Annotated in this window: 6 protein-coding genes; all 6 read left to right on the forward strand. The window is 47.1% G+C overall.

Annotated elements, in window-relative coordinates; genetic code table 11:
* Positions 1-16: 16 nt before the first annotated feature.
* The 6 genes from Q1J64_RS11765 (at position 17) to lysS (ending at position 5,701) form a co-directional block, all read left to right on the forward strand.
* Positions 17-1,435, forward strand: coding sequence for an anthranilate synthase component I family protein (locus tag Q1J64_RS11765; protein ID WP_301109256.1), 1,419 nt, complete (start codon positions 17-19; stop codon positions 1,433-1,435).
* Positions 1,432-2,286 (forward strand): aminodeoxychorismate lyase, encoded by an 855-nt coding sequence (pabC, locus tag Q1J64_RS11770; protein ID WP_301109257.1) that lies wholly within the window; start codon positions 1,432-1,434, stop codon positions 2,284-2,286. Before Q1J64_RS11765 ends, pabC begins: the two co-directional genes overlap by 4 nt.
* The gene (folP, locus tag Q1J64_RS11775; protein WP_301109258.1) at positions 2,286-3,137 is read left to right on the forward strand and encodes a dihydropteroate synthase; all 852 of its coding nucleotides are present in this window, start codon (positions 2,286-2,288) and stop codon (positions 3,135-3,137) included. Before pabC ends, folP begins: the two co-directional genes overlap by 1 nt.
* A 20-nt stretch (positions 3,138-3,157) precedes the next feature.
* On the forward strand, positions 3,158-3,526 hold the full coding sequence (gene folB, locus Q1J64_RS11780; RefSeq protein ID WP_301109259.1) for a dihydroneopterin aldolase: 369 nt from the start codon (positions 3,158-3,160) through the stop codon (positions 3,524-3,526).
* Positions 3,523-4,038, forward strand: coding sequence for a 2-amino-4-hydroxy-6-hydroxymethyldihydropteridine diphosphokinase (gene folK, locus Q1J64_RS11785; RefSeq protein WP_301109260.1), 516 nt, complete (start codon positions 3,523-3,525; stop codon positions 4,036-4,038). The genes folB and folK overlap by 4 nt, the downstream gene beginning before the upstream one ends.
* Positions 4,039-4,210: 172 nt before the next feature.
* Entirely contained in the window at positions 4,211-5,701 is a 1,491-nt protein-coding gene (gene lysS / locus Q1J64_RS11790) for a lysine--tRNA ligase (RefSeq protein ID WP_301109261.1), read from the forward strand.
* Positions 5,702-6,076: the final 375 nt, after the last annotated feature.

Here is a 6,076-nt window from a genome sequence, read left to right on the forward strand (position 1 = left end):
TGCAGGGGGAAACATGATGGAAACAGCAGCCTATACATCCGCTTCAATGACGAGAGACGAATTCTTTTATTCGTATAAGCAACTGGCAGCGAAGACAGAGCGACATATTTTATTGGAAAGCGGACGCGGCGGGGAGATGTGTATTGCGGGAATTGATCCGATTGCGGCTGCTAAAGCAGTGTCGGAAGGTCTGCAGATAGAGTGGAATGATGGCACAGAAGAATTGCGTACGGGAGCAGATCCGCTAACGCTTCTTCGTGAATTCATTTCGCGGTATGAATTGCAGACAGATGAAGGGCTTCCTGCTTTCCAGGGTGGAGCGATCGGGATGATCAGCTATGACTATGTCAGACGCTATGAAACGCTTCCCGTTTTAGCGACTGAAGATTTGCTGACGCCGGATATTTACTTCTATGTATTTGATCGCTGGGCAGTGCTTGATGTCAATACGGATACGGCGTATTTCATGGCACTTCCTTCTGAGGAGGCGTCATTGGCAAGTATGAAGGCAGAGTGGATCGAAGCTGCTGAAACCGGAATCGCTGCCCGACAGTTTTCTGCAGGACAGGCCGTAGATGTTTCCGTCACAGAGGAAGAGTTGGAAGTGTCTGTAACAGGCGGGCAGTTTGAAGAAATGGTGCGCGATGTGCAGCAATTTATCGAACAGGGCGATGTTGTACAGGTCAACCTTTCCGTCCGCCAATCAAAGCCACTCCGTGCGACGTCGTTGTCTATGTATGAAGCGTTGCGTTCATTTAATCCGTCACCCTATATGGCACATATGGCCGCACCTGATTTTGAAGTCGTTTCGGGATCGCCTGAGCTGCTGCTGAAAAAGCGCGGGAGTGAATTGAGCACACGGCCAATCGGAGGAACTCGCAAACGGGGGGCCACTGAAGCGGAAGATGCCGATTTGCAGCAGGAATTAATCTCGAACACGAAGGAGAAGGGCGAGCATAAGATGCTGGTTGATCTGGAGTGTAAGGATTTTGAAGAGATCTGTGTTGAGGGAACTGTCGAAGTGGATGAGTTCATGGTAGTGGAAAAGTATTCGCATGTTATGCACCTCGTTTCAAACGTGCGTGGTACAGCTGCTACAGAAGATCCAGGCGCAATTATTCGCGGAGTATTCCCTGGAGGCTCGATAACGGGCGATCCAAAGCTGCGGACAATGGAGATTATAGAAGAATTAGAGCCAACCCGAAGAGGATTGTACACAGGTTCAATGGGCTGGATTGGTTTCAATGGAGATATGGAGCTGAATATCACGATCCGGACGGCATTCATTCAAGATGGCATGGTTCATATTCAGGCAGGAGCCGGATTAGTGCCTGACTCGGTACCGGCAGCAGAATATGAAGAATCGCTCAATAAGGCGAAGGCGTTGTGGCAGGCAAAAGAGATGGCTGAACAGGCAATAGGTCAGCTTCATTGATTTGCTGGATGAACGGGGAGTTGCAGCGATCTGAGGATTTACGGATTTCACCTTTTGATCACGGGTTTCTGTATGGAGTAGGGTTTTTTGAAACGTTCCGGACGTATGATGGAGAAATCTTTCTATTTGATCTGCATATGTCTCGGCTTCGGAAAGCGCTTATGGAGTACCGGATCGATATGCCGTATACAGATGACGCGATCAGACAGGCTGTTCATTCGCTATATGTGAAGAATGGCAATGAAGACGGCTATTACCGTCTGAATGTGTCAGCTGGGGTGCATGATATTGGGCTGGCCCCTCAGGAGTACCAGGAGCCGAACGTAATGATCTTCCAAAAGGCGTTAGTTCTGCCACCTGCCCATACGGAAAAAGAGGCGGTATGGCTGCAGACCAGGCGCAGTGAACCGGAAAGTGCGCAGCGTCATAAGTCGCATCAGTACGCAAATAATGTGAAGGCAAGACTTGAACTGCCTTCATTACAGAAGCTTGAAGGATTCTTTGTGACAGAAGAAGGCATTGTGGCGGAAGGAATTACGTCGAATATATTTTGGGTAAAGGCCGGTGTGCTCTATACGCCTTCATTGGAAACCGGCATTTTGCCCGGAACTACGCGGGCGTTTGTACTGGAGCTGGCAGATGGGCTCGGAATTGTAGTGCGTGAAGGGCTGTTTCTTCCGAAAGATCTGGATTCTGCAGAGGAAGTGTTCATTACGAATGCAATTCAGGAAATTGTGCCGATCCGCAGTGCAGGGAACATCGAATATCTTGGCAATCAAGGACCTGTCTATCAACGATTACATAACGGCTATCAGCAGGCCGTCAACCGAATGAAAGTGAGTGACCAGTAATGGAGTTAGCAAAGGCGAAGTCGTCGTATCAATTTGGGCAGACGACAATGAATTTTACAGAGGAAACAGTCATCATGGGGATTTTAAATGTCACGCCTGATTCATTTTCAGACGGCGGGAAGTTTGGCCTGAAAGATCCGGCGCTCCGCCATGCACAGCAGATGCTTGAGGATGGTGCGAAAATCATCGATATCGGCGGTGAGTCGACGCGTCCTGGATACACACCGGTTTCATTGGAAGAGGAGATGGAGCGGGTAATTCCGGTGATCGAGATGCTGACGAAGGAGCTTGGGTGTGTGATTTCCGTGGATACGTCAAAAGCAGCGGTGGCGGAAGCGGCAATTCAGGCAGGTGCGAGCATTATTAATGATGTATGGGGGGCGAAACGTGAGCCTGTGATTGCCGAAGTGGCGGCGCGTTATGATGTACCGATTATTTTAATGCATAACCGGGACAATAGAGATTATCAGTTGCCGTTCATGAATGCGGTCGTGCAGGATCTGCAGGAGAGTGTGGAAATTGCGAAGGCTGCGGGTGTTCGGGAAGAGATGATCTGGCTTGATCCGGGTATCGGCTTTGCAAAGGATCTGGAGCAGAATATTTTGGCGATGCAGGGGCTGCCGGCAATTGCGGATCTCGGATATCCAGTATTGCTCGGTACTTCACGTAAAGGGATGATCGGGAAAGTGCTGGATGTGCCGGTTGAAGAACGAATGGAAGGTACCGGTGCGACCGTTTGTTATGGTATTGAGCACGGCTGCCATATTATGCGTGTGCACGATGTGAGAGGAATTGCACGTATGGCGAAGATGATGGATGTTCTGACGAAAAAGACTGCGTTGACTATGTAAGAAATCAAAGGGGCGATTTCATGGATTATATTCATTTGAATGATATGGAGTTTTACGGTTATCATGGGGCACTACCGGAAGAAAATAAACTGGGCCAGCGTTTTCGGCTGACAGTTTCATTGGCAGTAGAACTGGCAGAAGCAGGGCAGGCTGATGATTTATCGAAAACGGTCAATTATGCGGAAGTATATGATATGTGCAAAAACATCGTCGAAGGAGAATCGGTCCGGTTAATTGAGACGGTGGCGGAAACGGTGGCGGGAACAATCATGACGGACTTTGCGGAGAAAGTTAACGGTGTGCGTGTGGTGCTGGTGAAACCTGATCCGCCGATTCACGGCCATTATGCTTCAGTTGCTGTTGAAATCAAAAGGGGGCGCTATGTGTGAATGCAGCCTACTTGTCCCTCGGATCAAACATTGGCAACCGCCTGGAACATTTGAAGCAGGCTGTGCGCTTATTGCATGAACATCCTGCTGTGAAGGTAAAAAAAGTTTCCTCTATATACGAAACAGAGCCGCTCGGTTTGACGGAGCAGGCAAAGTTTTTAAATATCGCTGTGGAGCTGGAGACTTCATTGGGAGCGGTGGAGTTACTGAGTGCCTGCCAGTCGATTGAAAATAAACTCGGCAGAATGCGAAAAATCCGCTGGGGCCCTCGGACAGTTGACTTGGATATTTTGCTATATAATGAACAAAGTATACAAACGGAGGATCTGATTGTTCCTCATTTGCGGATGCAGGAGCGTGCATTTGTGCTTGTACCTCTTGTGGAGATTAATTCGGAAGTGAAGAATCCTGTGACAGGGTCGCTTTATCGCGAAGAGCCAGCTATGGAGGAAGAGGGAGTGATTCTCTGGAAACCAATTCAAAACGCCGGGGAGTTCTTGCAGCAGGATTGAGCTTGGCATAGTACTGTATCAAGATAAAACTGCTCTGTATCGGGGCGGTTTTTTCTATGGAATCAAAGTCGATAACCATTTGGACTTTTGTTAGGCGTGTAATTTGTGTACAATAGTTGCAGAAGGCTGGATCTGATAAGAAGATAAGCCAAAGTATAAGGAGTGAAAGGGAATGTCCCATTTGGATGAAATGAATGATCAGCTTTTGGTGAGACGCCAAAAGATGAATGATATAAGAGAAGGCGGTTTGGACCCGTTCGGTCAGCGTTTTGAACGTACCCACCTGACAAATGAAATTCGTTCGGCTTATGAAGAGCAGTCGAAAGAAGAATTGGAAGCGACTGAGCATGAAGTAACCATCGCAGGCCGGATCATGACAAAACGTGGAAAAGGAAAAGCAGGTTTCGCGCATATTCAGGACCTCGGCGGCCAGATTCAAATTTACGTACGTCAAGACGCAATCGGCGAAGATGCATATAAATTGTTTACATTGGCAGACCTGGGCGACATTGTCGGCATTCAGGGGGTTATTTTCAAAACAAAAGTAGGCGAACTTTCTATTAAAGCAACGAACTTTACGTTCTTGACGAAATCACTTCGTCCGCTGCCTGAGAAATTCCACGGCTTGCAGGATGTAGAACAGCGCTATCGTCAGCGCTATTTGGACTTGATTTCAACAGAAGGCAGTAAAGAAACATTTATTATGCGCAGCCGGATCATCCAATCGATGCGTCATTACTTGGATGGACAAGGTTTCTTGGAAGTTGAAACACCAATGTTGCATTCTATTGCAGGAGGAGCGGCTGCACGTCCGTTCGTCACTCACCATAATACATTGGATATGACTCTCTACATGCGTATCGCAATCGAACTTCATCTGAAGCGCCTGATTGTCGGCGGTTTGGAGAAGGTCTATGAGATTGGGCGCGTATTCCGTAATGAAGGAATGTCCACTCGTCACAATCCGGAGTTCACGATGATTGAGTTATATGAAGCGTACGCAGATTATAACGATATTATGGAACTGACGGAAAACCTGGTTGCGCATATTGCGCAAGAAGTGCTCGGCACGACGACTATTCAATACGGCGAAGACCAAATTGAACTGGCACCACGCTGGAAACGACTTCATATGGCGGATGCAGTAAAAGAATATACAGGTGCAGACTTCTGGCAACAGCTGACAAAAGAGCAGGCGCACGAACTTGCGAAAGAACATAACGTTCAAGTAACTCCTTCTATGGAAGCCGGTCACGTTCTGAATGAATTCTTCGAGCAAAAAGTTGAAGAAGAGCTTGTACAGCCAACATTCATCTACGGACATCCGGTTGAAGTATCGCCGCTTGCCAAGAAGAATCCTGAAGATCCGCGCTATACGGACCGGTTTGAGTTATTCATTGTACGCCGTGAACACGCGAATGCCTTTACGGAGCTGAATGATCCAATCGATCAGCGCCAACGCTTTGAAGCGCAGCTAGTAGAGAAAGAGCAGGGCAACGACGAAGCGCATGAAATGGATGAAGACTTCATTGAAGCACTTGAATATGGCCTACCGCCTACAGGCGGACTCGGTATTGGTATCGACCGCCTAGTCATGCTATTAACAAACTCCCAATCAATCCGTGACGTTCTGCTATTCCCGCAGATGCGTTCTAAAGACTAATCTGAGCAGCTCCGACTCTATATGTCGGAGCTGTTTCATTATGTAAGAAGAAGGGAAACGAAAAGAATACAAAAGAATTTCAAATAACAGTTGCGTTATTTAAAAGAGGATGGTATATTAAATAACGTTGCTTTTGAAGTTAGCGACTCAGCCGAAAAAACGAATTAAAAAGTTTTTCAATAAAAGTGTTGACAACGAAACAGCGATTTGGTATTATAATAAAGTTGCTTCTTACGAAAGAGCAACAACATGAACCTTGAAAACTGAACAGCAAAACGTTAACGAAAATAGTTTGTGCACTTCGGTGACATAAACAAAAATGAGTATCTTAAATGATGCCAGCAAGAAACTCGAGCTACTCGAATTTCTCTATTA

The sequence above is a fragment of the Sporosarcina sp. genome (genome assembly GCF_029257255.1).
In the GTDB taxonomy this organism is placed as follows: Bacteria; Bacillota; Bacilli; order Bacillales_A; family Planococcaceae; genus Sporosarcina.